We start from the raw sequence: 26554 nt of genomic DNA on the forward strand, positions 1-26554 counted from the left end.
CCTGTATTTATGAAAGATAATTATCAATAAATTAAGAATAAACTTTTTCAAAATGCATTTTTGAAGATTTTATAAAGTTTCTTTATGAATCTTATTTCGTATTGAAATATTCATTAAAATACCAACCATAGAAAGCATAACGATTAACGAAGTTCCTCCATAACTTACAAAAGGTAACGGAACACCCGTAAGTGGAATTAACGAAGTAACTCCTCCAATATTTACAAATGATTGAATGACGATGATTGCACTAATCCCTGTAGCTAATAATGAATCAAAAGAATCCTTTGATTGATGAGCTATTAACAATCCACGCCAAACAATTATGAATATACATAAAATAACTACAATTACTCCTATTAAACCTGTTTCTTCACCGATTACAGCTAGAATAAAATCAGTATGAGGCTCAGGTAAATAACCTAGTTTTTGAATACTTTTTCCTAATCCAACTCCTGTAAAGCCACCATTTGCAAATGCGATTAGTGAATTTACGATTTGAAATCCGATTCCTTGAGCATAGTCAAAAGGATTTCGGAATGCTAAAAATCGATTAACTTGTACATCTGTTAAACCAATTCCTAAACTGATACAAATACTAATTAATGGATATAGTAATCCAATCCCACCAACGAATAGGAGAATTAATCTCTTAACAATAAAACCACTACAAAACGAAACTACTGCGCAAGTACCGATTATTAATAAAGCCGTACCTGTATCAGGTTGTAATCTCAATAGGATGATATAAATGGCTACAATCCCCCATGGAGCAAATAGCATCTTCCAGTTCTTTGTGATTCGCTTTTGTCTTTTGGAGTACCATCCTGCTAAAAGAACGATCGATCCTAATTTGATTAGCTCGGCTGGTTGAATTCCAAATACCCAGCTTTTTGCATTATTTCTAACTTCACCAAAGAATAGAACTGCAAGAAGTAATCCAATACTTACAGCTACATTTAATAACAAGGCAATTCTTTTTCTAAAGAAAGTTGCAGGTAAAAACATTAAAAAAACAAATGCAAACATCCCTACTTCAAAGGCAATTAATTGCTTATGAAAGAAATAGTCACTAGGCCAATGTTCACTTTGATAACGAATGGATGGTAATGGTGAGCTTGCGCTATACACCATAATTAATCCAAATAAACATAAAACTAATAATGGAACAAAAATCATATAATCAATATTTTTTAGATATTTTTTTAACATTACTTAATCATCCCTGCTTTGATTAATTATACTTTATGTATTCAACTATTTTGCTAAATTCCCTTTTTAAATAAAAATATTGTAACATAGATTAATAGATTTATTACTTATAACAATTAAAAAAATTCACAAAAAAAAGCTCAAACATTATTTGTTTGAGCTTTTGTTGCTAATAATTATTTATTCTTTTGATCTGTAAACGCTTCATGCAGAGCAGATAGTTGACGCTCAAGTTCAGAAAGAAGTTCTTTACCTTGTTCTGCTTCAATTAAACCTAATCGAGAAGCAAAATCAATCTCTCTTGATAATCCAAACATTTGAGTATCTAAAACCTCTTCATATAGAGGGCATTGTGGCATCGTTAAATGATCAAGTTGCACATTTATTAATTTTAATATCTTTTCAGCATCTTTTTTTAATAATTCAAATGCTTTATCTTTGTAATCTGTTACAGCATCAGACCTCAATTTTCTCCCTCCGCTTCCGTACAAGCTATCTATTTAATATTATAGTTCTTTTGTGGAAAAATCAACTTAAATAATAAGTTTTGCAAAGATGGATTTTAGAAAATTTTATTTTTGCAACAGTTTATTTATTAAAGTTTTCTTATGTAAGGATGTAAATTTATATAATGATCTAATTTCTTCAAAAAAAAAGCACCCTCTAGATAATGACTATTGATTGTCTTTTTACATAGAATAGTCGTACACTATAGAAAGACTTAGTACATAAAAGGGGTTTTGGTATGAGTGATGTTTTTCAATTAACAGGTAACGTAGAGTTTCCGTTAACGATTGATCCAAGTGTTTGGATTTTTGATGAAAGAAAGGTTAAATTAGAGAGTTTGTTAGCTGGTGATTTGAAAAAGATTGATGAGCTTGAGCAATATACGAAAAGTGTTTCAAAGCATTGGGATCGTGAAATTGTTGAAGGTGCAAAGGTTGATAATAGTCCTTTATACGCTACTCAAAAAAAAGAATGGCTTAAGGAATCGTATGCAATGCCATTTTCTTATTTTATAGACAATAGTAAACCGAAAAATCGTGATTCAGAAGTTACGATCGAAACAGAAGGTGAATTAATAAAATTACCTTTTGAAACTGTATATGAAAGTTATTTAGCATTTTCGTACAATGGCAAGAGAATCCTTGAAGATGGGCCAGTACATTTATATTTTGTTGATGGTACAAATAAAGAAACACCAATTACTTCAATCAAGAAAATTATTTTATAATTTAAAACAAAAGCAACATCTTACCGAATGATTTGGGTAAGATGTTGCTTTTTTAAGCATTTAATTATTACAATATATCCGCTGCAAGTTGAGCAATTGATGAACGTTCGCCTTTTATTAATTTTACATGTCCACTTATTTTTTGATCTTTAAATTTTTCAACTACATAAGTTAATCCATTGTTGTATTCATCTAAGTATGGATGATCAATTTGTTCTGGATCCCCCATTAATACAATTTTACTCTTATCTCCAACGCGAGTTAAAATCGTTTTTACTTCATGTCTAGTTAGATTTTGTGCTTCATCTATAATAATAAATTGCTCTGGAATACTTCTACCTCTTATATAAGTTAAAGCTTCTACTTCAATCGATCCCATTCCAGCTAATATGGCATCAAGTTCACCTGGTTTTTTCGTATTGAATAAGTATTCTAGATTATCATAAATCGGTTGCATCCAGGGACGAAGTTTTTCATCCTTTTCACCTGGTAAATAACCAAGATCCTTTCCAACTGGAACAATCGGTCTAGCAACTAATAACTTTTTATAGCTTTGCAGGTCCTCACTTTGCATTAAACCTGCTGCTAAAGCTAATAAAGTTTTTCCGGTACCTGCTTTACCAATCAATGTGACTAATGGTATATCGTCACGAAGTAGTAATTCTAAAGCCATGGACTGTTGTGCATTTCTTGGCCTTATACCCCAAATATGTTCATTTGAGAAAACAAATTTCTTAATTTTTGTACCTGTTTTATCAACAACTCCAAGAGCTGAGCTCTTACCACCGAGAGCATCCTTTAATACGATAAATTGATTAGGATAAAATGGATGGTTCGCTATATCTGAAACAGGAAGTTCAGTTTTCTCGTAAAACTTGTTTAATAAATCTGTATTTATGTAATACTCTAGATAACCGGTATAAATATGATCTACTTCTACTACTCGATCACTTAAATAATCTTCAGCTAATAAATTTAATGCATCCGCTTTTACACGAACTAATGTATCTTTACTAACTAAAATCACTGTTTTTCCGCTTGCTTTTGCTTCTTCTTCAAGTGATAAGTTTTTTGCAACAGCTAAAATGCGATTATCGTTCGTTTTTTCAACAAAAATCTCTTGCAATTGTTGAAAAGAGCGATGATTTAATTCAATTCTAAACGAACCACCATTTTCAAGAGGAATACTTTCATGTAATTTCCCTAGTTCTCGAAAGCTATCAATAAGTTTGGATACATACCTAGCATTACGACCAACTTCATCCATATATCTCTTCTTTGAGTCTACTTCCTCTAATACAACAGCTGGTACAACTACTTCATTATCTTCAAATGAAAAGATTGCTAGTGGGTCTTGCAGTAGTACATTGGTGTCGAGAACATATATTTTACTCAATCCTTAACCTCCTGACTAAAAATAACTCAGATTAGAATAATTAGTTTTAATTCTAAATTGATTGGTCTTACATATGGTTACTAGTCGAAGAATGGACGAACCGTTAATATATTATATGAAATTCTCTCTACTTTAGAATATTTTTTAATGTTTAAAGCTCAGATGGATCTAAGACCACTTAATACTGCTACATCTAATTTTTTTGCAGCTCTCTCATCATAAGTTTTTGCATACTCTGGTTCGACTGTTATTTTAGACCCATAAAACAATATATTTTTTACTTCATTAACTTCTACTTCTATACACGCTAATTTTAATGGAATCCCAGGCATTTGCTTCGTTAAAATTTTTGCATTTCCTGAAATACTATAAACTGTTTCATTTGAGAAAAAGCTTAATGATACCCCTTCAACCACTTCGATATTAGATATAATTGCTGATCTTTGATCTACTGCAAAACGAATCGTCTTATCGTCTAAAGCAGCAAGCCAAGAAATAGCATTCGTAACTGGTGCATTCTTTTCGGAGTTAAAAGTACTTAAAAAAACAATCTTTTCTTTATTACAATCTTCAAATAAGCTTGGTGATAATGTTTTCTCAATACTGTTTGCCATCACTATTTCATCTCCTTCAAATAAAGAGTATACTAATATAATTCAAAGTTTATTGAAAACTTCCTGCTAAAACCACTGTTTTCTAAAAATATATTCTAAAACCTGTTATAATTATGTTAACTTAAGTTCCATATACATATATAAGGAGAGAAATTTCACATGAGAGTTAAATGCATGATTTGTGATAAAAGCGAATCTATTAGCGATGAATCACCTATTGCAAAAAAATTAAGAAATCGTCCTATCCATACATATACATGCTCTGAATGTTACGATCGAATTAAAATAAAAACAGAACAAAGAATTGCAACTGGAAATTTCCGTTTCTTAAAACCGGTAAAGGACAATGACGAGTGGTAAAGAAATTGAAGTCAATTTGGCTTCTTTTTTTTTGGAGATAAAAGGGAGTTAACACTCAAAAATTCCATTGGAAACATGGAATACGAGCAGCCCGTAGTGGAAAAAAACATTACTTCACTTCCTAATATAGTGTAAAATTTGGAAATAAGTCGACAAGCTCATTTTTTCAAAACAATTAAAAAACCTAGATTAATTTCTAGGTTTTTAATACTTCTCTGGATTAACTTTTACTTGATCTAAAAAGCAATCAATCATTTCAATTGGGAAGCGCGTAGTACGCTCTTTTTCTGCTTGTGTAAATGTAATTAAATAAAAATCTTCCATTTTTTCTATTTTTACGTTAGATACTTGATGATCCTCTTTTAAAATCGAATCAAACATCTCATACGTCTCTTTAGCAGCTTCATCCGAAGGTCTACCTTCATATATTACTTTTATCGTTAACCAATTATATAAAGCGTCCTGAACAGATTTCATCTAAATACCAACTCTCTATAAAGTGTTACGTTATGTAGTAGCATTATTCTTTTTTGATTGATGTAAACGAATCTTATATACACCTAACACGAAAACACTTGCAAGTAATGCTTCCACGATTGGTATCCTTAAAGCTAAGAAAGTAAGGAAACTACATCCGATCATAAGTAAAACATAAATGATTAAACTTTTAAGAATGCTCAATTTTTTTGCGAAACCTAAATGATATACCACAATACATAGTACAACAATTAAACCATATAATATCCACATTGAAAGATGAACATCATGAGTTATATTTATTAACTGTGTTATAACAAATTCAAATCCCTTTGGAGCTTTTTCCAAATCCATATCCCCCTAATAAAACTAAATACTTCTATTCGTTTTTAGATCGACTAAAATATTAATTTTTTGTACTTTTTCTACAAAAATGAAACCGACTATTTTCTAGTCGGTTTTATTATATCATAATTATTTTTAAAATTTAATTAGTCTTGTTCAGCGAATTTTTTCTTTTTCGCTGCACGCTCGCGCTCATTTTTATCAAGAAGCTTTTTACGTAAACGAATTGATGTTGGCGTAACTTCACAGTACTCATCATCATTTAAGTATTCTAAAGATTCTTCAAGCGTCATAATACGTGGTTTTTTCATTGTTGTTGTTTGGTCTTTATTCGCTGAACGGATGTTAGTAGCGTGTTTAACTTTAACAACGTTTACTGATAAATCATTATCACGGTTGTGTTCACCAACAATCATACCATCATATACATCTGTTCCTGGCTCAAGGAAAATTACACCACGGTCTTCTAGACCCATAATTCCGTATGTTGAAGCTTTACCAGTTTCCATTGATACTAATACACCTTGACGACGTCCACCAACTTGACCTTGAATAGCTGGTTGGTAGCTATCGAATGAATGGTTAATAATTCCATAACCACGAGTTAAAGTTAAGAACTCTGTAGTATAACCAATTAATCCACGAGCTGGTACCATAAATGTTAAGCGGACTTGACCGTTACCATTATTTACCATATCTCTCATTTCACCTTTACGTGCACCCATTGACTCCATGATTGAACCTGTATATTCTTCAGGTACATCGATTTGAACATGCTCAACTGGCTCACATCTTACACCGTCAATTTCACGAATGATAACTTCAGGTTTAGAAACTTGAAGCTCGTATCCTTCACGACGCATATTTTCAATTAAAATTGATAAGTGAAGTTCTCCACGTCCACTTACGATCCAAACGTCAGGAGAATCTGTATTTTCTACACGTAAACTTACGTCTGTTTGAAGTTCTTGTAATAATCTTTCTTCGATTTTACGAGAAGTTACAAATTTACCTTCACGACCAGCAAATGGTGAGTTGTTTACTAAGAAAGTCATTTGTAGAGTTGGCTCATCAATACGTAAAATTGGAAGAGCTTCTTGGTGTTCAGCAGGACATACTGTTTCACCTACGTTGATATCTTCCATACCAGATACTGCTACTAAGTCTCCAGCTTTTGCTTCTTGGATTTCAATACGTTTTAATCCGATAAAACCAAACATTTTCGTAATACGGAATTGTTTAACAGATCCATCAAGCTTCATTAATGCTACTGATTGACCAACGTTCATTGTACCGCGGAAAATACGACCGATACCGATACGACCAACATAGTCATTGTAGTCTAATAATGTAACTTGGAATTGTAATGGCTCTTCGCTATTATCGATTGGAGCTGGAATATGCTCAATAATTGTATCGAATAATGCATTCATATTTGGTTCTTGTTTAGAAGGATCAGATTCTAAGCTAGAAGTACCATTGATTGCTGATGCAAATACTACTGGGAATTCTAATTGATCTTCATCTGCTCCTAATTCAATAAATAAATCGATTACTTCGTCTACAACTTCATCAGGACGAGCAAAGTCACGGTCGATTTTGTTTACAACTACGATTGGCGTTAAATGTTGTTCTAATGCTTTCTTAAGAACGAAACGAGTTTGTGGCATACAACCTTCATATGCATCTACAACTAAAAGTACACCATCAACCATTTTCATGATACGTTCTACTTCTCCACCAAAATCAGCGTGTCCAGGAGTATCCATGATGTTAATACGTTTACCTTCATATTGGATTGCTGTATTTTTAGCTAAAATTGTAATTCCACGTTCACGTTCTATATCATTAGAGTCCATTGCACGTTCATTAACGTTTTCGTTTGAACGGAATGTACCTGATTGTTTTAATAACTCATCAACTAACGTTGTTTTCCCATGGTCAACGTGCGCAATAATTGCTATATTGCGTAAATCTTCTCTTTTTTTCAAAATATATTCACTCCTAAAATGTCTACACATCTATTTTCATTATTAACTAAAACATTATAGCACATGCACACGGAAATATATCAAGAAAATGTTTAATCAAAAATATAAATTATTAATAAATATTAAGTAAAGATTTACTTTTTTCAAATTTACATCCGATTCGACAAAGAGTAAAATAAGAATTATGAACAGGAGGATTCACCATGTCTAGCATAAAATTTAGACTTTTCTGTGTAGCACTTTTATCCGTAATCTTCTTAATTCTAGTTGGTATAATGCTAGCAGAACTAAGTACTATTGGCGCTGTCATTTCACTAATTATTTCAATATCATTAGTTGGTTATGGTTTCTCATTACGTGCTAAATTAAAAAGAGAAGGCAAGTTTTAAACCTGTCTTCTCTTTTTTTGAACACTGTCTACACACTAAAAAAAGAAGGCAAGTTATAAACCAAACTTACCTTCTTTTTACTATTTTTGTAAAAATTCGATATAATCAGTGAGTAATTCGTTATGAATCGATGCGTTACTTACTAGCACTGAGCTTTTTTTAAGAATTGAAAGGCTTTCATTTTTGAGAGTAGTACATATTCCGCCTAGTTCTTCAACAATAATTTTACCCGCAGCAAAATCCCAAGGTGATAATCTTGGGGTGATATATGCATCAATCCTTCCCATTGCCACATAGACCATTTCCATCGCTGCAGATCCATATGATCTACTTCCTCTAACTCTTCGAACAAGCTTACTTAATTTTTCATGGTTTAAATAACGATTTTTAGTTAACCAAATAGCATTCACAGCTACAATAGCCTCTTCTAGTACTACATTTTTCAAAGGTGTTAATTCGTGATCATTTAAATATGCTCCTTCACCTTTTTTAGCAAAATATAGTTCATTATGTATTACATCCATTATAAATCCCATTTTACCGATTCCATTTTCATAAATACCTAAAGAAATCATAAAATTACGTTTTTGGTGAACAAAATTCATCGTTCCATCGATTGGATCAAGAATCCATACAACTCCATTTACTTGATCCAATTCATCGCCTTTACCCTCTTCACCTAGTAAGTAATGATTTGGAAATTTCTTTTTTATTTTTTCGTAAAAGAATTTTTCAATTTCTTCATCTTTATTTGTTACTAAATCATTTTCGTTTGATTTAGTATTGATTGTTATGGAGTCGTATAAAGAGCTTTTAATATTTTCAGCTGCCTCTTGAAGCAAATTCCTCGCGAATTGTTCAATTTCTTTCCAGTCTACATTCATAATTAAACACTCCAAACTCTACGTGCTAAAACTATATTATTATTGTCCTGTTTATCAGTTTACCAATTTTAACCTAAAAAAACCTAATGAAATGATTTTTATTTAATGATGAGGAACTATTTTGGAGGGTGGGCATACGATAGACCATTGGGCTTAAGCGGAAGATGAGCACACAGAAAAACGAACCTATTTAAAGGTTCGGTAAATAAACTCGCTAAGCTTCTAGACGAATTAATTCTAATCTTAATAATTCTAATTTCTTCTTAGACTCAATCATTGCTTCATTATCATTGACTGTCATAGCATCGAATAGTGTAGCTAGTTCGTAATCTAATTCTAATCTAAGTACAGGAATTCTCTTTTCTGCATCAGTTCTTTTTAACGCATTAATCACTTGTCTCATCATTATCCCTCCATAGAATATAAGTTGGCAAAACAAATTGTAAAAGTTAATTAACAAAATTTTCTGATTTTTATCTTGCTACTAATATATGTTATTTAAGCTTATAATGTAACTATTTTATGAAGAAACATATTACCCATTTGTTTTGGACAAACATGGTATACTAATTAGATAATGTAACTAGGGGGTTCGAAAATGACTCAAACTTTTTTTAAAGAAAGTGATTTTGAAATATTTACAACTGACTCAACATTAGAAACTAGAATGAGTGCTATACAAAATGAAATCCAACCAAAATTTAAAGAAATTGAAGAAGAAATATTACCATTTTTAAATGTACAAACTGATCAAAACTTTTTTGGCCATATTGCTAAGCATGCTCGTCGTACTGTGAATGCTCCAAAAGATACTTGGATTGCTTTTGCAACAAATAATCGTGGATACAAGATGCTTCCTCATTTCCAATTTGGACTGTGGGGTACTCACCTGTTTGTTTACTTTGGAATTATTTATGAAAGTCCAAATAAGCAATCGATTGCCATTAATTTTGAAAAGAATAAAAATAAACTTTACAAAATGATTCCGAAAGATTTTGTTGTATCTTACGATCATATGAAGCCTGATGTGCTACAAAAAAGTAAAATGAATAAAGATGAATTCATTAAAGGTATCCAAAGATTTCATGATGTAAAAAAAGCAGAATACCTATGTGGAATTACGATACCAAAAGATGAAGCAATTACACTTACAAAGGAAGAACTAATCCAACGTATTATAGAAACATATAATACTTTAATTCCTTTATACAAAATAAGTATAAACTGAATTAATATAAGTGTTGTTTAATTATACATATGTCAAAAACAAAAGTCTATGCCCATTCTTTACACATTTTTCGACAGGACGAAATATGATATTGATTTACTTAGACAATTCATACATATGAAAAGCCCATTGAAGGTAGCTAATGTTCCTTTTATGGGCTTCTATTTTTTACTTAAGATTTTTTCTTACTATTTAATTCTTAGCTATCAACTTATTTAATATTACATTTTAATTTTATCACCAGGAGCACCATTTTTAGCTTTTTGCATGACTCTGTATGCAGAATAGCCTGATAACTCCTCTAACTCATTACATAATTTTTTTTCTTCTGCAATACTAGGTACAATTGATTTAAACTGTTTGTATGTAGCCATTAATACTTCACGATCTATTCCCTTTTCATACGCTTTTTCTACTGATGTGTAGAACTGTATTACCTCAATTGTCTCATCAGTTGTCCAATCATATGAAATTGGGTATTGGTAATCCATTTACTTCACTCCTACTATTTTCTAATTAATTCCATTTTAACACATTTTTTAAATTCCATTCTTATTTTAAAAATTGATATAATTTCATTCAGATGAATAAAATTTCATAAGTTTATAATATTTTTCTATACAGAAAATTCATAGAATGATATAATCTTTTTGTTTTTCAAATGAAGGTAAGACAGTTTATAACTTAATGAGAGTAAACAGTTGAATTGTTTACAAACATATCACTTCCGAAAAACACTATTATTCATTAAATGGGGTGTATGTTAAATGAAACAAATTGAAACGCCGTTATTTTCTTCTTTATTAGAACATGCAAAGAAGAACCCAATTCAATTCCATATTCCAGGGCATAAAAAAGGAAATGGAATGGATCCAACATTTAGAGAGTTTATTGGTGATAATGCATTATCAATCGATTTAATCAACATTGCTCCTTTAGATGATCTACATCATCCAAAAGGTAAAATAAAACAAGCACAAGATTTAGCAGCAAAAGCATTTGGTGCAGACCACACATTCTTTTCAGTTCAAGGTACAAGTGGAGCAATCATGACAATGGTAATGAGTGTTTGTGGACCTGGCGATAAAATTATCGTTCCAAGAAATGTTCATAAATCTGTTTTATCTGCAATCATTTTCTCAGGCGCTACACCAATTTTTGTTCATCCTGAAATTGATAGTGAATTAGGTATTTCACACGGTATTACGACAAATGCAGTGAAAGAAGCCATTTTAAATAATCCCGATGCAAAAGCAGTATTAGTCATTAATCCTACATACTTTGGATTTGTAGCAGATTTAAAAAGCATTGTTGAATTAGCACATTCACATGGAATAGCCGTATTAGTTGATGAAGCGCATGGTGTACATATTCATTTCCATAACGAATTACCGATCTCTGCAATGCAAGCAGGGGCTGACATGGCTGCTACGAGCGTACATAAGCTTGGTGGCTCTATGACTCAAAGTTCCATTTTAAATGTAAGAGAAGGCATTGTGAATGTCCACAGAGTACAATCTGTACTAAGTATGCTAACAACTACTTCAACATCCTATTTATTGCTTGCTTCACTAGATGTTGCGAGAAAGAGATTAGCAACTGTTGGTGAAGAATTACTAACTAATACTATTAGACTAGCAAATAATGCACGAAATAAAATTAATTCAATCAATGGTCTATATTGCCCTGGTTATGACTTAGTTGGTAAAGAGGCAACATTCAACTTTGATCCTACTAAAATATTAATCAGCGTAAAAAAACTGGGTATAACCGGCCATGACGTTGAAGTTTGGCTAAGAGAGCGATTTAATATTGAAGTTGAAATGTCAGATTTATATAATGTTCTTTGCATTTTAACACCGGGTGATAGTGAAGAAGACATTCAGCAGTTAATTCATGCACTTGAGGTATTAGTAACTGAATTTGACATCTCAGAACGCAATACAAATTTAAACGTTGAGATCCCAACAATTCCAAATTTAGCAGTCTCTCCTAGGGATGCATTTTACTCTGAAACAGAATCTGTTCCACTTGAGGATTCTGTCGGTAGAATTATTGCTGAATTTGTAATGGTTTACCCACCTGGAATTCCAATCTTTTTACCTGGTGAAGAAATTACACTTGAAAATCTAGTTTATATTAAAAAGAATATTGAAGCGGGATTACCTGTTCAAGGTCCTGAAGATGAAGAATTATTAACGTTAAAAGTATTAAAATAACTAAAGCTTTCATGAAGAAACTAGGAAATGAATCCTAGTTTTTTTGTATTCTAAATCACATCTAAATTATATAGGCATATGATAGGTAAGGTAATTATATTGATTTCGCACGAAAAAATTGTTTTTATGTTAGGATGTGAACTAATTGATAGTCGTGAATAATAAAATTGTTCATGCTTCATTAAAAAATAGCGAGGATTCAAATAATAAACTTTATCAAGAAATATTGTCTAATTTAACAAACAGTAAAAAGTCTCATATTTATAAATCGAACCGTGAATTATCTTTTGATTTGACAATTAGAACTCTCATACTTCAAGCCTCTAAAGATTTATTAACAAGCGGCATGCAATTTAGGGTTTTTAGAAGAGCATATTGTAATCCTATGTTTTGGATTCGTACACCAATGGGAGGATTTAGACTTAGGCCAGGCATAAGAACTTCAATGGGAATATATGATATTTTTCGCAACGGACAATTTTACGCAACAGAATGTGCAACTGCAATCATAATGGTATTTTATAAAGCACTACTAGATCTTTACGGCTATGAAATTTTTGATCAAATATTCGATAATGGAATATACTTATACACTTGGAATTACGACCCTAAATTAGCTATTTTAACGGCTGAAGTTGATCGTCCAGCTCCTGGTGACGTTGTTTATATAAAAAATCCTCAAGTTGACCCAATGACCCCAGAATGGCAAGGAGAAAACACTGTTTCTATGGGAAGTAATTATTATTATGGTCATGGTATCGGAATACGTACATTACAAGAGATTATTTTCCATTTAAATATGCATAGATATCCTTTTGCGATGGTTTCTGCCTTTTTAACAAACTTAAATACTAGAATTGACTCGAACGAAATGGCTCAATATTTAAAGGATAATTCAAAATTAATTCCAGTAACAACAAGCGAAGCTTCATCCGACGTTATAACTGCAAGAATTGGAGATCAAACTCAAATTGCATAAAGAGAAAAGTGGGTGATTCTTAATTGAGTCTCCCTTTTTGTGCGTTTTTAAAACTTCTTACTCTTAAAGAAAAACATAAAAAACCACAAGGAAAAACGATTCCCTTGTGGAATTTCTCATTTTATAGATGTCTATAGATTTTCTCTTAGACTTTATATATTAATTAATTATAATTAGCAAACTTCATTATCAGTTGGTTCACAATCTTCACAGTTTTTAACGTAAAGAGTTGTTACTTTTTCATCCTCGAAATGACCTACTGTTTTTTCACAACATTTACATACGAACGTTCCCATCTTTGTAACCCCTTTCATAATGTTGTATCAATTAACTAACTTCATTATAATGTGTTATACTTATTTACGCAAGTGGTAAATAAGTATAACTTAAATTTTCTAATACTAGATTATTCAAGGGGTTTCATAACGTGTATGTTATTCAATTAGTATAACACATTTATTTTTATTCATAGCTCTCTTCTATACTTGGTAACGGTAACCAGTCAGCTAAATATTCTGCGAGCTCCATTGCCTCTTCCTCGCTTTTTAGTTTACATAAAAATTTCAACTGATTTGGAAATGAAACATCCTGTCGATCTAATACAATGCATTGTCTAGACTGCATGCAGATGACGAGGGGCTTTCCAATGAACATGTTCGTATATACAATACCAATATCGTATCTTGTATCGTTCGTAACGAAGCCAACAAATCGGACTCTTACATTTTCGTGATCGTCATATAATTTCTCAAACATTGTTTCACCCACTCCTTCGGTTTAGTATTGTAAGTTAATACATATGAAGAAAATATTAAATTCATACCGAATACTTGTCTAAAAATTTGAAATAATGTTATGATAAAAAAGATTAAAAGTGATGTTTTTCATAAAAACATCTTAGGGGGAAAATTTAAAAATGGTTCAACAAGCTACCATTCAATTAGTGGATAAATCAAAATACCAAGAAGCAAATTTAGATTTAATAAATAATTTAATAAATGATTACATACAATCTTCAACTAAAATCGGTCAACAAGTTGACTGGAATTATGAAAGGGTTTCCTTTCCATACACTATTTCAAATAAAAAATTAGATGACCAAGATGCACTTTATTTACAGAGCAATGATTCTCGTTACAAACATTTTGTTGTTTCAATTCAAGATGATAAAAATATCGTGATTACATTGCTACCAAACTCAACTTATGGTGATAAAGGAAAAGCGAATGAGCTATGTAGATATTTAGCTCAAAAAATTGAAGCAAAGCTTGAATTATTTAACAATCGAATCATGTATTTTTACAAACGATAATTTAAAATAAATTTACGATCGCCTGACAAAAGAAAAATATCGAAGCATAAAAGCAAGTAATAATAATACTTGCTTTTCTTGTGTTTCCAACGTATTTTGCAATTAAATATAGCTGGTAAAAGAATACTAGAAACAATATGACTTTAGAATATATTTGATCCCTTTTCGACAAGAATAAAACAAATGAAAATCCTACCCAAAATAGTTGATGAATCATTAATACTATTAATTGTTTTCGCATCAATACTCCCACCAATCAATCATCAAATACTAGAAAGCTTGTTTTTTAAACGTTATGCGAGACATGCCTTAATCATGCAAAAAAACCTCCTAACAAATAGGAGGTTGAAGACCGTCGATTTCTTCGTTATTTTGCCAACACACAGTTCTAAATGCATCAATGGTTAACTTAACTCAAAACTAACTAAATAAGGCGTAATAAATCTGTATGAATCGCATTTTAAAGTAAGATACTACTAAGTAACATTGCTTAGAATTTCCCACGACCTCTTAGAATTTGCGATTGAAAATAATTTACTTGTACTTTATCTCAGTGGAGAAGCATGTATCTGACCAGATTTCCTTGACTTACGAACATGCACGAGACTATCTCGTACAAGAATTGGTTTTTAACTAAATTACTTTTTTTAATTAAACGCACATTTCGAAAATAAAAAGACCTTCAATTTAATGAAGGTCTTCTTTATTTATATCATTTTTAACGAAGCATTACTTAAGAACGTGGATTGGATGACCCATCGCTAATTCTGCAGCTTCCATTGAGATTTCACCTAATGTTGGGTGAGCATGAATTGTTTGAGCAATATCCTCAACGCTCATGCAAGCTTCAATTGCAAGACCAAGCTCAGAAATTATATCTGATGCATTTACACCTGCAACTTGAGCACCAACTAGTACTCCATCTTCTTTACGAGAAACTAATTGTACGAATCCTTCAGTTGAATTTAGAGATAATGCGCGACCATTTCCACCGAATGGGAATTTTGCTACACTAACAGCTAATCCTTCTTCATCAGCTTGTTTTTTAGTATAACCAACAGTTGCTAATTCTGGATCTGTAAATACTACTGCTGGGATTGCTAAGTATTCGATTTGACTTGACATACCACTGATTGCCTCAGCAGCAACTTTACCTTCATAAGAAGCTTTGTGTGCTAATGGAGGTCCAGCAATTACATCACCAATTGCGTAAATATTTTTAATTGTTGTACGAGCTTGTTTATCAGTAGTAATTACACCACGTTCGTTAATTTCGACACCGACATTTTCTAAGCCCATGTCACGAGAGTTCGGGAAACGTCCAACTGTTACTAATACGTAATCAGCTTCGATTTCTTTCATTTCGCCATTAGTTTCGAATTTAACTGTAACGCCATTTGCAGTTTCTTCAACGCCTTTACCGAACGCTTTCGTTACGATATCTACATTACCTTTTTTCTTTAATCCACGTTTAACAATTGAACTCATAGATTTTTCGAAACCATTTAAGATTTCGTCACCAGCTTCAAGAATTGTTACATGTGTACCAAAGTTAGCATATGCAGTACCTAATTCCATACCAATATAGCCGCCACCAATAACAACTAATTTTTTTGGAATTTCAGGTAAGTTTAATGCTCCTGTTGAATCGATTACACGGTTGCTCCATTTGAAACCTGGGATTTCGATTGGAGTTGAACCTGTTGCGATGATCGCATTGTTAAAAGTATAAGTTTGAGCTGATTCTTCAGTAATTACACGAAGAGTGTTAGCATCATTAAAGTAAGCTTCACCTTTAATAACTTCAACTTTATTTCCTTTTAATAAACCAGCTACACCGCCAGTTAATTTATTAACTACACTGCTTTTCCAAGCTTGAACTTTTGTAAAATCAACTTTTACATTTTCTGCTGTAATACCGATGTCTTCAGAATGCTTAGCTGTTTCATAACGGTGACCAGCTGTAATTAATGCCTTTGAAGGAATACAACCAACGTTTAAACATACCCCACCAAGATTACCTTTTTCAATAACAGCAACTTTTTGTCCAAGTTGTGCTGCACGAATAGCTGCAACATAACCACCAGGACCGGCACCGATAACGACCGTATCTAGTTCAATTGCAAAATCTCCTACTACCATTTATCTTACGCCTCCATTAATAATAATTCTGGATCATTTAATAATCGTTTAATATGGTTTAAAGCGTTTTGAGCAGTTGCACCATCGATCATACGGTGGTCAAAGCTTAATGATAACGCTAATACTGGAGCCACAACGATTTCTCCATTTAATACAACTGGTTTTTCAGCAATACGACCAATTCCTAAAATAGCTACTTCAGGGTGGTTAATTACTGGAGTAAACCATTGTCCACCAGCTGAACCGATATTTGAAATTGTACATGAAGCACCTTTCATTTCTGCAGGAGCTAATTTACCGTCACGAGCTTTTGTAGCTAACTCATTAATTTCAGCAGAAATAGAGAAGATAGCTTTACGATCAGCATCTTTAACAACTGGTACTAATAAACCTTTATCAGTATCTGCAGCAATACCAATGTTATAGTAATGCTTGTGGATGATTTCGTTAGTAGCATCATCAATTGATGTATTTAACGCTGGGAATTTACGTAATGCTGAAGTTAAAGCTTTAACTACGTAAGGTAAGAATGTTAATTTGATACCTTGTGCAGCAGCAACTTCTTTGTATTTTTTACGGCTAGCAACTAGTTTCGTTACATCTACTTCATCCATTAATGTTACGTGAGGAGCAGTATGTTTAGAGTTAACCATTGCTTTAGCGATTGCTTTACGAATTCCACTCATTTTTTCACGAGTTTCAGGGTATGCACCTTCTGGAATTGGCATTGCTTTAGGAGCTTCTTGCGTTGCAGCCGGAGCTTCTGTTACAACTTCAACAGCAACTTCAGTTTGTGCTGCAGCAGCTGGTGCTACTCCACCTAATAAGAATGCATCTACGTCTTGTTTTGTTACGCGACCATTTTTACCTGAACCTGGTACAATACGTAAATCTACGTTTTTCTCACGAGCATACTTACGTACAGATGGCATTGCAATTACATGAGCTTTTGGTTCAATAGCGGCAACAGGTGATAGTGGTGCAGCATCTGTTTTTGGTTCACTTTGCTCATAAGATTCTTGTACTTTTGCTTGAACTGCTTCAGCAGCTTCTGGTACTGGAGTAGTAGTTGGAGCTTCTTCAGCATGTTGTCCTTTGAAGCTAATGTTTTCATAACCAGGGGCATCTAAACGTACTAATACGTCACCAACAACTGCAACTGTACCTTCTGCAACTAATACTTCTAATACTTTCCCTTTTACAGGTGATGGAATTTCTACTACTGATTTATCGTTTTGAACTTCACAAATGATATCATCTTCATTTACTTCGTCGCCTGCTTTAATAAACCATTTTACAATTTCACCTTCGTGAATACCTTCACCGATATCTGGTAATCTAAATTCAAATAGACTTGCCACTGAGTTTGACACAGATTTCTACCTCCGAACAAAGTTAAGTTAATTTTTTAAAATATTTTATCTATAATGTAAGAAAGGTATTGATGTATTCATCAAATACCTTTCACTATTTTTGTTATAAACTGATTAGAAGTTTAAAACTTTTTGAATACCTTCAACTACATCTTTATGGTTTGGTAACCAAACTGTTTCCGCTTCTGAGAAAGGGTAAACAGTATCAGCTGCAGTAATACGAACAACTGGAGCTTCTAATGAAAGGATACAACGATCGTTAATTTCAGCAACTACATTTGCAGCAATACCAGCTTGTTTTTGTGCTTCTTGTACAACTACTGCACGTCCAGTTTTCTCTACAGACGCAACAATAGCTTCGATATCTAATGGGTGAACAGTACGTAAGTCAACAACTTCTACTGATACGCCATCTTTTTCTAATTCTTCAGCAGCTTTTAATGCAGCGTGAACCATTGCACCGTAAGCAAATACTGATACATCTTTACCTTCACGTTTAACATCCGCTTTACCTAATTCGATTGTGTACTCACCTTCAGGTACATCTTCACGGAATGAACGGTATAATTTCATGTGCTCTAAATAGATAACAGGATCATTATCACGAATAGATGAAATTAAAAGACCTTTAGCATCTTTAGGTGTTGATGGAATAACTACTTTTAAACCAGGAGTTTGAGCCATTAATCCTTCTAAACTATCCGCGTGCATTTCTGGTGTATGAACCCCACCACCAAATGGTGAACGGAAAGTAATTGGTGAAGTAAAACGACCACTTGTACGGTAACGCATACGTGCTGCTTGACCAGCGATTGAGTCCATAATTTCGAATAAGAATCCGAAGAATTGGATTTCTGGTACTGGACGGAAGCCTTCAATTCCAAGACCGATTGCTAATCCGCCGATTCCTGATTCAGCAAGTGGTGTATCGAATACACGCGCTTCACCGAATTCTGCTTGTAAACCTTCAGTTGCACGGAATACACCACCGTTTACTCCAACGTCTTCCCCGAATACTACTACAGTTGGATCGTTTTTCATTTCAACGCGTAATGCATCTGTGATAGCTTGAATCATTGTCATTTGCGCCATGACTTACTTCGACTCCTTCTCTTTGAAAATTGCATATTGCTCTTCTATATTACTTGTCATTGTTTCGAACATATTAGCCATTAAATCAGTAACTTTTTGTTTTGGCTCTTGGTCAGCAAGTTTGATAGCATCTTTAATTGCTTCTTTTGCTTCTTCGATAATTGCATTTTCTTCATCTTCAGTCCAAAGACCTTTTTTCTCTAAAAACTTACGGAAACGAACGATTGGATCTTTTGCTTCCCACTCATTTTCAGTATCTTTTGTACGGTAACGAGTTGGGTCATCACCAGCCATTGTATGTGGTCCATAACGGAATGTTAATGTTTCAATTAATGTTGGACCTTCACCATTGACTGCACGTTTACGAGCTTCTGATGTAGCTGCATATACTGCTAATGGATCCATTCCATCAACTTGAATACCAGCAATACCTACTGCAATTGCTTTTTGAGCAATTGTTCTAGCTTTTGACTGCTTAGAAACTGGAGTTGAGATTGCGTATCTGTTATTTTGAACAACGAAAATCGCAGGAGCATTATAAGCACCAGCAAAGTTCATACCTTCATAGAAATCACCTTGAGAAGATCCACCGTCACCTGTATATGTAATGGCAACAGATTTTTGGCCTTTCAACTTCATACCAAGTGCAACACCTGCAGCTTGAATTATTTGAGCACCAATAATAATTTGTGGGAAGATTGCATTTACATCTTCAGGAATTTGGCTTCCTACTAAATGTCCACGTGACCATAAAAATGCTTTATATAATGGTAAACCGTGCCAGATCATTTGAGGTACATCACGGTAACCAGGTAAGATAAAATCTTCTTTTTCAAGAGCAAATTGACTTGCTAATTGAGAAGCTTCTTGTCCTGCAGTAGGAGCATAGAAACCTAAACGACCTTGTCTGTTTAATGAAATTGAACGTTGATCAAGAACACGAGTCCATACCATACGTTTCATTAATTCTTTTAATTTCTCATCCGATAAATCAGGCATCGCTGCTTCATTAACGATTTCGCCCTCTTCGTTTAAAATTTGAAGAGTTCCAACTGAATCACCAAATTGAAGCATTTGATCCATTAATTCAGAAACAGTTTGTGTATTCTTCATTTCTGTTGTTTCCTTTCCAGCTACTTTCTTCGTAGTAGTTGCCACTAAAACCCACACCCTTCTTTAATTATGGAGGATTTATTTTCTTTATCCATCATGTGTATTTTCTTAAGAGTAATTACAAGTAACTTGAACTTATAATTAAAATCTGTACTTATACTATTTGTGTATTACACTAGTACAACATTGAACACTAGTACAGTTTATAACACGTTCATAAACTCGTCAAATATTTTGTTGTATTATTTTATTCATGATTTTTCGGAAAATTTGTCGCAAAATTTTCACCCTGTACTACCTTTGAAACAGCAATCTGTTATACAATAACAGAAACTCTTTTAAATTATACTCAAATAGCTAATAACGGATTTTTTTTATCATAAATTTCAAACTGTACTACAACGATTTTTGTTTAGTAATTCTAATACCAATGTGTTATTTTCCATATTTTTCATATATGTCTTTTTGTAAATTATTTAATTTTTGAGTATAAAGATTTAATTGATCATTATATTTAATGACATCTTTATAAATGTGATTTGTATCCTTTGTCTCATTCTTTACATTTTTTAAATCAACTTTTTTCTGCGATAATAAGTTATAAATTGAAAGATCCGTTTCCATTGCATCTTTATATTTTGAATTCAATTTATCGTATAACTCAGTTCTTTCTCTCCATGTTTTAATAAAGTTATTAACTTCATTTCGAAACTGTTCATTCTTCGTTTCAATATTTATTGTTTGAAGTTCTTTAATTTTTATGTCTATATCATGAATTAATTTTGACTCCTCGTTTACTCGTTCTTTCCGTTCATTTAATAAATTGATTGCTTGTTTGGCCGACTCTTGTCTTTTATTTACTTCGCTGATTTTATATAAATAAATTTTTTCATAATACTCTAATTCTTTTATTTCCAGTTTTTGAATACGTTCCCCAGCTTTTTGAAAATTCTGTTCCATTTTTGCAATTTGACCTAGTTGATTTATGACTAAATTCTTTTGTTTTGCTTGAGAAGTACAACCCGAACAAAGAATAAAGAGTATGCTTATTACAAGAAATAAAGAATTGAATTTTTTATACATAATTTCACCCAATTTTTTTTCATTATTATTTCCATGTTGCATCTTTTCAGACTTTTTATACGTCCTAAAAAATAATCTGGTCACATACCCACACACTTTATGTAGTTTTTCATAATTTGTAGTATCCGCTATATGCGGAAACAGTTTAAAGGGAGGTTATTATATGTACGGTTACGGATACGGTGGAAAAGGTGGATACCCTGGTTATGGTTACGGTGGCGGATGCGGATGCGGTTACGGCGGTTTCGCATTAATCGTTGTTCTATTCATTTTATTAATTATCGTTGGTGCAGCTTTCGTTTTATAATTCACACTAGTAAGCCTCTATTATTAATGTATAACCACAAACTTTGAGGAGCGATAATTTATCGCTCCTTTTTCCATTCATTGTTGGTGACTGACAATTTAAAAAAGATTTGTTAGACTAAATTAATAATACTAGTGAATAGTACATACTTATATTTATGAAATAATTAGACAGGAGTGAAATTCATTTGATTACAATGAAAGATATAATTCGAGAAGGCGATCCTAGATTAAGGGAAATCTCGAGAGAAGTAAGCTTACCTCCATCGGCTGAGGATATTAATTTAGCTAATTCATTATTAGAGTATGTTATTAATAGTCAGAATCCAGAAATATCTGCCGAATATGGTCTACGATCAGGTATCGGATTAGCTGCACCACAAATTGGAATTCTTAAAAGAGCAATTGGTGTTCATGTTACTGACTTACAGGGTAATTTATATAGTTATGCATTATTAAATCCTAAAATTGTAAGTCATTCTGTTGAGGTAGTTTATTTATCAGGTGGTGAAGGCTGCTTATCTGTTGATCGTGATGTTCCTGGATATGTTCCACGTTACGCAAGAATAACAGTTACTGGCTTTGACACGAGATTAGGAGAAGTAAAAATCCGTTTAAAAGGTTTACCAGCAATTTGCTTCCAGCATGAGATTGACCATCTAAATGGAGTAATGTTTTATGATCGTATTAATAAAACAAATCCTTTTTCTCCTCCAGAAGGAGCTTCACCTTTAGAGAGAAATTAAAAAAGAGCGATTGGAAAACCAATCGCTCTTTTTATTCAAGTTTTTTGTACTTTGTCTACATACTTAAAGAAGTCCGGCCCATCTTAAACCGTTTAAAATTCCATCTTCATCAACATTCGTTGTAATATGATTAGCTAATTTTTTAAGTGGATCCACTGCATTACCCATGGCGATACCCGTACCAACTTTTTCGATCATTTCTAAATCATTTAATCCGTCACCAAATGCGATAACATTTTGCATATCGAATCCAAGATGGTTTACCATTTGAAGTATTCCATTCGCTTTAGAGCCTCCCATTGGTAAGACATCTGACGAATACTCATGCCAGCGAATAAAATTAAAATCATTAAATCCATCAGTTAGTGACGGCTCTTGATGCTCTTCACAGAAAAGTAATACTTGGTAAATTTCACGATTATGATAAAAATCATGCTGAACTTCAGGGTGATGCATTCTAATCGATGTCATTGCTTCTTTTATATGAGGATGTGCATCAATTGACGCTCTCATTGTCTCGTTATTTAAATAAACTAGCGGAATATCTAGTTCTTTTGCTTTTTGAGTAAATTGGTGAAGTTGTTCTGGATGTAGAGCATGTTTGTGAATAGCTTCACCTTCAAATTCAGCATATTGTCCATTTAAACTTACAAAACTATTTATATTTAACTCTTCACGAATTTCTTTAAACATGAATGGCGCACGACCAGTTGCAATCGCTACGTGGATATCTTTATTTTGAAGTTCCGAAATTGCTTTCTTTGTACTTTCCGGAATTACTTTATCATGATTTAAAATCGTTCCATCAATATCAAAAAAAACGATTGGTTTAGTCATATTATTCTCCCCTCACTAAGACGCTGCATTTGCTTTTGAGTTATTCATTTTTGACTTCTGTTTACTATTCGTAATAAATACTCCAAGAAGTATGATTAATAGTCCCAAAATCATTTTGAAAGATAAAGGTTCGTTTAAAAAGAAAAATCCCCAAATAGAAGCAAATACAGGTACTATATAAGTAACCATTGTTGCAAATTCTGCACTTCCCTCTTTAACCATATAATAAAATAATAAATATGCCAACCCCGAACATATAACGCCTAGTCCAAACACTCCACTAAAAACTTCAAAATTAACAAATGGTTTTAAAGTTCCCTTCCCCAAGACGACCATATAAACAAAGCCGAATACACCAGAAATACCTAAGGTTAAAAATGAAACAATCATGACATCAATTTTTTGTAAATACTTTTTAGTTAAATGTGAACCAAGCCCATAACAAAAAGTAACAAATAACATTAATATTGAATAAATTATATTATCGGAGAAAATTGTTGATGGATTAAGATTCATCATAATCATAACTCCAATGATTCCGATCATAAGTCCAATCCATTGTTTCTTATGAATTTTTTGAGAAAAGAAAAAATAGCCAATAATGAGTGTTGCAATTGGCGTAAAAGCATTTAATACTGCGGCTTCATTACTTTGCAGATGGGTCTCACTAAAAGAAAGAAAAAGCCACGGAATTGCATGATTAAATAATGAGATGGCAATAATTAAACCCATTTTCGGTAGATTTTTATAATCAATCTTTACCTTTTTTATTAACATAATAATTAATAATGTCATAGCACCAAAGAAACAGCGATAAAATACAATTGCTTCTGGCCCTATATCGTTTAAAAGGAGCTTAATAAATAAAAAAGATGTACTCCAAATAATACTTAATAAAAACAAAGCTGCATATAACTTCTTCACATTCTTCTCCCCTTAACTTTAAGATACCCTCTATTTTAACTGCTTTTTTGATTATATTGAATGAAAATGTTTTTTCGATCAATACTACACATAAATATACTGTGTCCGTGTTCTCTACAAATAAGTTTAATTTTATGACTTGGAGGTAAAACTAGTGTTACGTAAACTAAGAAAAAAATTAAAAAAACGGCTAAAACAATTATTGAAAAGGAAGAAATATATCTCAATAATTTCAAAATTTTTTTTAAAATGACCGTATTTTAGGTAATCTTCAATAAAAAGAATGAAAATATATAGAAAATCACTTATAATATTGAGAAGATAGTGATTTGACAAGGAGAGATTTAAATGATTTTTAAAGTATACTATCAGGAATTACCTTTAGAGGTACCTGTAAGAGAAAAAACAAAAACAGTTTATGTAGAAGCAGATAGTGAAAGAGAAGTTCGTGCGAAATTATTACCTTTCAATTATAATATTGAGCTTGTTCAAGCTTTAACCGGTGCTCATCTTGAATTCGAAAAACAAAGTGAAAGCTTTAAAATTTTGGAGCTAGCGTAATTTATGAAATTTCTTAAAAATGATCAAGCTGCCGTATTCGCACTAGGTGGCTTAGGGGAAATTGGAAAAAATACATACGCAGTACAATACCAAGATGAAATTATATTAATAGATGCCGGAATCAAATTCCCTGAAGATGAGCTACTAGGGATAGACTATGTTATACCTGATTATTCCTACTTAGTTCGAAATGAGGAAAAAATTAAAGGTTTATTTATCACTCACGGACATGAAGACCACATTGGTGGTATTCCATATTTATTAAGAGAATTAAACATTCCAATTTATGGTGGTAAACTTGCCTTAGCTTTAATCAAAAATAAACTTGAAGAGCACGGTCTATTACGTAAAGCTAAATTAATAGAAATCAAAGAAGATGACATCATCAAATTCAGAAAAACTAGTGTTACATTTTACCGTACTACACATAGTATTCCTGATTGTTATGGTATCGTCGTTAAAACTCCTCAAGGACAAGTTGTCCATACAGGTGATTTTAAATTTGATTTCACACCTGTTGGAGATTCGGCTAATTTAACTAAAATGGCTGAAATAGGAAAAGAAGGTGTCTTATGCTTACTTTCAGATAGTACGAACAGTGAGGTTTCTCACTTTACGATGTCAGAAAGAAAAGTTGGTGACACGATCAGTGAAATTTTCCGTAAGGTTGATGGTCGTATCATTTTTGCTACTTTCGCTTCTAATATTCATCGTCTTCAACAAGTTGTCGAATCTGCTATGGCAACTGGACGTAAAATTGCTGTTTTTGGTAGAAGTATGGAAGCAAATATCGAGATCGGTCATGACCTAGGTTATATTAAATGTCCTAAGGATACATTTATTGATGCATCTCAAATTAATCGTATTCCGGCTAATCAATTAGTCATTTTATGTACAGGTAGTCAAGGTGAGCCTATGGCTGCATTATCACGTATAGCAAATGGTACACATCGTCAAATTCAAATTATTCCTGGAGATACTGTAGTATTTTCTTCTTCACCAATTCCAGGTAATACAATGAGCGTAAATCGTACAATCAACTTACTATATCGTGCTGGTGCTGAAGTAATTCACGGCTCATTAAATGATATTCATACTAGTGGTCATGGTGGTCAAGAAGAGCAAAAATTAATGCTTAGACTGATGAAACCTAAGTATTTTATGCCAATTCACGGTGAATATAGAATGCAGCGCATGCATGCTAAGCTTGCTATGGACTGTGGAGTACCTGAAGAAAACTGCTTTATCATGGATAATGGTGAGGTTTTAGCTCTTCGTGCAGATGAGGCTATGGTTGCAGGAAAAGTACCGTCTGGTAATGTTTATATTGATGGAAGCGGTATCGGTGATATTGGTAATATCGTATTAAGAGACCGTAGAATTTTATCTGAAGAAGGTCTTGTAATCGTTGTCGTAAGCATCGATATGAAGGAATTTAAAATCTCAGCAGGACCAGATATCATTTCACGCGGTTTCGTTTATATGAGAGAAAGTGGCGATTTAATAAACGAAGCACAAGCAATGATTTCTACTCATTTAAACAAAATCATGGAACGTAAAACTTCTCAATGGTCAGAGATAAAAAATGAAATTACTGATACTTTATCACCTTTCTTATACGAAAAAACAAAACGTAAACCAATGATTCTCCCAATTATTATGGAAGTTTAATCATTAGTACATGTTAAAAGGGCGATCTCAAAAGTCAAATTACTTTTGAGATCGCCCTTATTTTAT

General features: G+C 32.6%; 31 protein-coding genes. 11 read left to right on the plus strand and 20 right to left on the minus strand.

Features of this window, described 5'->3' with window-relative positions:
- Positions 1-69: 69 nt before the first annotated feature.
- Positions 70-1212 (minus strand): FtsW/RodA/SpoVE family cell cycle protein, encoded by a 1143-nt coding sequence (locus EP747_RS07520; protein WP_129689246.1) that lies wholly within the window; start codon positions 1210-1212, stop codon positions 70-72.
- Between the two features lie 176 nt (positions 1213-1388).
- The gene (locus tag EP747_RS07525; RefSeq protein WP_056468514.1) at positions 1389-1679 is read right to left on the minus strand and encodes a YlaN family protein; all 291 of its coding nucleotides are present in this window, start codon (positions 1677-1679) and stop codon (positions 1389-1391) included.
- Positions 1680-1957: 278 nt separating this feature from the next.
- On the opposite strand from EP747_RS07525, the gene EP747_RS07530 reads away from it, so the two are divergent.
- Complete coding sequence (locus tag EP747_RS07530) at positions 1958-2446, plus strand: peptidyl-prolyl cis-trans isomerase (RefSeq protein WP_129689247.1); 489 nt, start codon at positions 1958-1960, stop codon at positions 2444-2446.
- Positions 2447-2513: 67 nt separating this feature from the next.
- On the opposite strand, the gene EP747_RS07535 is transcribed toward EP747_RS07530, so the two are convergent.
- Both EP747_RS07535 and EP747_RS07540 read right to left on the minus strand, forming a co-directional pair.
- Positions 2514-3842, minus strand: coding sequence for a PhoH family protein (locus tag EP747_RS07535; RefSeq protein WP_129689248.1), 1329 nt, complete (start codon positions 3840-3842; stop codon positions 2514-2516).
- Between the two features lie 158 nt (positions 3843-4000).
- Complete coding sequence (locus EP747_RS07540; protein ID WP_129689249.1) at positions 4001-4456, minus strand: pyridoxamine 5'-phosphate oxidase family protein; 456 nt, start codon at positions 4454-4456, stop codon at positions 4001-4003.
- Positions 4457-4615: 159 nt separating this feature from the next.
- On the opposite strand from EP747_RS07540, the gene EP747_RS07545 reads away from it, so the two are divergent.
- The gene (locus EP747_RS07545; RefSeq protein WP_056468526.1) at positions 4616-4816 is read left to right on the plus strand and encodes a YlaI family protein; all 201 of its coding nucleotides are present in this window, start codon (positions 4616-4618) and stop codon (positions 4814-4816) included.
- A 204-nt stretch (positions 4817-5020) separates the two neighbouring features.
- On the opposite strand, the gene EP747_RS07550 is transcribed toward EP747_RS07545, so the two are convergent.
- From EP747_RS07550 to typA, 3 genes are all read right to left on the minus strand, one after another.
- Positions 5021-5293 (minus strand): hypothetical protein, encoded by a 273-nt coding sequence (locus tag EP747_RS07550; protein WP_088013082.1) that lies wholly within the window; start codon positions 5291-5293, stop codon positions 5021-5023.
- 30 nt (positions 5294-5323) lie between these two features.
- On the minus strand, positions 5324-5641 hold the full coding sequence (locus EP747_RS07555; protein WP_235832783.1) for a YlaH-like family protein: 318 nt from the start codon (positions 5639-5641) through the stop codon (positions 5324-5326).
- 143 nt (positions 5642-5784) lie between these two features.
- On the minus strand, positions 5785-7632 hold the full coding sequence (typA, locus tag EP747_RS07560) for a translational GTPase TypA (protein WP_129689550.1): 1848 nt from the start codon (positions 7630-7632) through the stop codon (positions 5785-5787).
- A 200-nt stretch (positions 7633-7832) separates the two neighbouring features.
- On the opposite strand from typA, the gene EP747_RS07565 reads away from it, so the two are divergent.
- Entirely contained in the window at positions 7833-8018 is a 186-nt protein-coding gene (locus tag EP747_RS07565; RefSeq protein ID WP_129689250.1) for a DUF5325 family protein, read from the plus strand.
- Positions 8019-8098: 80 nt separating this feature from the next.
- Here the strand turns inward: EP747_RS07565 and EP747_RS07570 are convergent, their stop codons facing one another.
- Positions 8099-8902 carry an inositol monophosphatase family protein gene (locus EP747_RS07570; RefSeq protein ID WP_129689251.1) on the minus strand — a complete coding sequence of 268 codons (804 nt, stop codon included), beginning with the start codon at positions 8900-8902 and terminating at the stop codon, positions 8099-8101.
- 214 nt (positions 8903-9116) lie between these two features.
- Entirely contained in the window at positions 9117-9305 is a 189-nt protein-coding gene (locus tag EP747_RS07575) for a hypothetical protein (RefSeq protein WP_056468536.1), read from the minus strand.
- Positions 9306-9500: 195 nt separating this feature from the next.
- On the opposite strand from EP747_RS07575, the gene EP747_RS07580 reads away from it, so the two are divergent.
- Entirely contained in the window at positions 9501-10130 is a 630-nt protein-coding gene (locus EP747_RS07580; protein WP_129689252.1) for a YktB family protein, read from the plus strand.
- Positions 10131-10351: 221 nt separating this feature from the next.
- On the opposite strand, the gene EP747_RS07585 is transcribed toward EP747_RS07580, so the two are convergent.
- Positions 10352-10621: a UPF0223 family protein gene (locus EP747_RS07585; RefSeq protein ID WP_129689253.1), complete on the minus strand. Its 270-nt coding sequence runs from the start codon at positions 10619-10621 to the stop codon at positions 10352-10354.
- Positions 10622-10897: 276 nt separating this feature from the next.
- Here EP747_RS07585 and EP747_RS07590 point away from each other — a divergent pair, with 276 nt between their 5' ends.
- Together EP747_RS07590 and EP747_RS07595 are read left to right on the plus strand one after the other, a co-directional pair.
- Entirely contained in the window at positions 10898-12349 is a 1452-nt protein-coding gene (locus tag EP747_RS07590) for an aminotransferase class I/II-fold pyridoxal phosphate-dependent enzyme (protein WP_129689254.1), read from the plus strand.
- 154 nt (positions 12350-12503) lie between these two features.
- Positions 12504-13328 carry a protein-glutamine gamma-glutamyltransferase gene (locus EP747_RS07595; protein WP_235832795.1) on the plus strand — a complete coding sequence of 275 codons (825 nt, stop codon included), beginning with the start codon at positions 12504-12506 and terminating at the stop codon, positions 13326-13328.
- Positions 13329-13501: 173 nt separating this feature from the next.
- On the opposite strand, the gene EP747_RS07600 is transcribed toward EP747_RS07595, so the two are convergent.
- Positions 13502-13624: a GapA-binding peptide SR1P gene (locus tag EP747_RS07600; protein WP_098234026.1), complete on the minus strand. Its 123-nt coding sequence runs from the start codon at positions 13622-13624 to the stop codon at positions 13502-13504.
- Between the two features lie 166 nt (positions 13625-13790).
- Positions 13791-14084 (minus strand): DUF3055 domain-containing protein, encoded by a 294-nt coding sequence (locus EP747_RS07605; RefSeq protein ID WP_129689257.1) that lies wholly within the window; start codon positions 14082-14084, stop codon positions 13791-13793.
- A 160-nt stretch (positions 14085-14244) separates the two neighbouring features.
- Here EP747_RS07605 and EP747_RS07610 point away from each other — a divergent pair, with 160 nt between their 5' ends.
- Positions 14245-14640, plus strand: coding sequence for a DUF1885 family protein (locus EP747_RS07610; protein ID WP_129689258.1), 396 nt, complete (start codon positions 14245-14247; stop codon positions 14638-14640).
- A gap of 1 nt (position 14641) precedes the next feature.
- Here EP747_RS07610 and EP747_RS07615 read toward each other — a convergent pair whose 3' ends face one another.
- From EP747_RS07615 to EP747_RS07640, 6 genes are all read right to left on the minus strand, one after another.
- Positions 14642-14881: a hypothetical protein gene (locus EP747_RS07615; RefSeq protein ID WP_056468558.1), complete on the minus strand. Its 240-nt coding sequence runs from the start codon at positions 14879-14881 to the stop codon at positions 14642-14644.
- 488 nt (positions 14882-15369) lie between these two features.
- The gene (gene lpdA / locus EP747_RS07620; protein ID WP_129689260.1) at positions 15370-16782 is read right to left on the minus strand and encodes a dihydrolipoyl dehydrogenase; all 1413 of its coding nucleotides are present in this window, start codon (positions 16780-16782) and stop codon (positions 15370-15372) included.
- A 5-nt stretch (positions 16783-16787) separates the two neighbouring features.
- The gene (locus EP747_RS07625) at positions 16788-18143 is read right to left on the minus strand and encodes a dihydrolipoamide acetyltransferase family protein (RefSeq protein WP_129689551.1); all 1356 of its coding nucleotides are present in this window, start codon (positions 18141-18143) and stop codon (positions 16788-16790) included.
- A gap of 126 nt (positions 18144-18269) precedes the next feature.
- On the minus strand, positions 18270-19247 hold the full coding sequence (locus EP747_RS07630) for an alpha-ketoacid dehydrogenase subunit beta (RefSeq protein WP_129689262.1): 978 nt from the start codon (positions 19245-19247) through the stop codon (positions 18270-18272).
- A 3-nt stretch (positions 19248-19250) separates the two neighbouring features.
- Complete coding sequence (gene pdhA / locus EP747_RS07635; RefSeq protein ID WP_235832796.1) at positions 19251-20330, minus strand: pyruvate dehydrogenase (acetyl-transferring) E1 component subunit alpha; 1080 nt, start codon at positions 20328-20330, stop codon at positions 19251-19253.
- A 465-nt stretch (positions 20331-20795) separates the two neighbouring features.
- Entirely contained in the window at positions 20796-21443 is a 648-nt protein-coding gene (locus EP747_RS07640) for a YkyA family protein (RefSeq protein ID WP_165346906.1), read from the minus strand.
- A gap of 163 nt (positions 21444-21606) precedes the next feature.
- Here EP747_RS07640 and EP747_RS07645 point away from each other — a divergent pair, with 163 nt between their 5' ends.
- A complete protein-coding gene (locus EP747_RS07645) occupies positions 21607-21750 on the plus strand; it encodes a YjcZ family sporulation protein (protein WP_069035541.1) in 144 nt (47 codons plus the stop codon).
- A gap of 187 nt (positions 21751-21937) precedes the next feature.
- On the plus strand, positions 21938-22495 hold the full coding sequence (gene def / locus EP747_RS07650) for a peptide deformylase (protein WP_129689266.1): 558 nt from the start codon (positions 21938-21940) through the stop codon (positions 22493-22495).
- Between the two features lie 63 nt (positions 22496-22558).
- Here the strand turns inward: def and EP747_RS07655 are convergent, their stop codons facing one another.
- Entirely contained in the window at positions 22559-23332 is a 774-nt protein-coding gene (locus EP747_RS07655; protein WP_129689267.1) for a Cof-type HAD-IIB family hydrolase, read from the minus strand.
- A 15-nt stretch (positions 23333-23347) separates the two neighbouring features.
- On the minus strand, positions 23348-24256 hold the full coding sequence (locus EP747_RS07660) for a DMT family transporter (protein WP_129689269.1): 909 nt from the start codon (positions 24254-24256) through the stop codon (positions 23348-23350).
- Between the two features lie 348 nt (positions 24257-24604).
- On the opposite strand from EP747_RS07660, the gene EP747_RS07665 reads away from it, so the two are divergent.
- Entirely contained in the window at positions 24605-24817 is a 213-nt protein-coding gene (locus EP747_RS07665; RefSeq protein ID WP_056468578.1) for a DNA-dependent RNA polymerase subunit epsilon, read from the plus strand.
- A 3-nt stretch (positions 24818-24820) separates the two neighbouring features.
- On the plus strand, positions 24821-26488 hold the full coding sequence (rnjA, locus tag EP747_RS07670; RefSeq protein ID WP_097975708.1) for a ribonuclease J1: 1668 nt from the start codon (positions 24821-24823) through the stop codon (positions 26486-26488).
- Positions 26489-26554: the final 66 nt, after the last annotated feature.

It is taken from the genome of Gottfriedia acidiceleris (genome assembly GCF_004138285.1).
Classification (GTDB): Bacteria; Bacillota; Bacilli; order Bacillales; family Bacillaceae_G; genus Gottfriedia; species Gottfriedia acidiceleris_A.